A 1,059-nucleotide genomic window follows, 5' to 3' on the forward strand; every position below is an offset into this window, starting at 1 on the left:
GTACTGGATGATCTCGGCGACATCGCTGCGGCCGATGACCTTGCCGGGCGTGGTGGCGATGTTCTTGCCGATTTCGAAAGGCGTGTAGTCGGCCTGGCGCAGCTTCAGGTCGCCGCGGCCGGCGGCGATGTCCTCGGCCAGCATCTTCATGCCGCGCACCAGGTTCTCGCCATTCGAGGCCACGGTCTCGCGGTACAGCTCCGGATTGGTCAGGATGAAGTTCGACGGCGCGATCGCGTTCGACACCTGCTTGACGTAGAAGCTCGCCTTATGGCGGGTGTGCTCGTCCAGGCCCTCGGCGTGCTCGACCAGCTCGTTCGCCCAGCGCGAGGTGACGAGATAGGCCTGCTTGAGGAAATCGAAGAAGGCGTTGCGGCCCCATTCGGGGTCCTGGAAGCGCTTGTCGCCGCGCTCGGGCTGAACCGCGTCCTGTGGCGCCTCGGCATTGGGATTGACCTTCTGGATGGCGTTCGCCCAGACAGTCATATAGCCGGCGAACAGACGCGTCTGCGCTTCGAGCGCGCGCTGCGGGTCGCCAAGCCAGTACTCCGAGAGCTTGGAGAAGGTCTTGACCATGTCGACGACCGGTTCGGCGACATGATCGCGCACCTCGCCCTTCTCGCGCGGTTCGGTCCAGGCGGACGCCGCCTTGCCGGCCTGTTCGATCATGCGCGCCATGTTCAAGGCGAAGCGCTCGGGATCCTTCACCAGATATTGCTCGATGGCCGAAGGTCCGCCATTTTCCGCTTTGTCCGAATCGTCAGGTTTGGACATGGTCCGCGGGGTTCCTCCCGGAGCGTTTTCTTGACATATTACCATGGGACATCCGACCGGGTCCAATTCGCAGTAACCCGGCTGCCAGGAAAACAATATGACGATTAATGTTGGCGGGACTTTTTTTCTCAGGTTCGGGTCGATCTCCCGCAAGGCGGTACTGGCCGCGCTGGTCGGCGTGCTGCTGCCCGCCGGCGGCTGCACGAGCACCAGCACCAACAATGCAGCGCCGACGGCCGTGACCGAAGGCCCGAAGGACACCGGCTCCTACCCGAACCTCAACAT

At 63.1% G+C, this 1,059-nt stretch carries 2 pseudogenes; one reads left to right on the forward strand and one right to left on the reverse strand.

The window, feature by feature from the left end:
• Positions 1-774: pseudogene (locus EOA28_RS36720) on the reverse strand (class I poly(R)-hydroxyalkanoic acid synthase); the annotation flags it as partial.
• Positions 775-871: 97 nt separating this feature from the next.
• Between EOA28_RS36720 and EOA28_RS36725 the strand changes: the two are divergent.
• A pseudogene (locus EOA28_RS36725) lies at positions 872-1,059 on the forward strand (hypothetical protein); the annotation flags it as partial.

Source organism: Mesorhizobium sp. M2A.F.Ca.ET.067.02.1.1, assembly GCF_004023285.1.
Classification (GTDB): domain Bacteria; phylum Pseudomonadota; class Alphaproteobacteria; order Rhizobiales; family Rhizobiaceae; genus Mesorhizobium.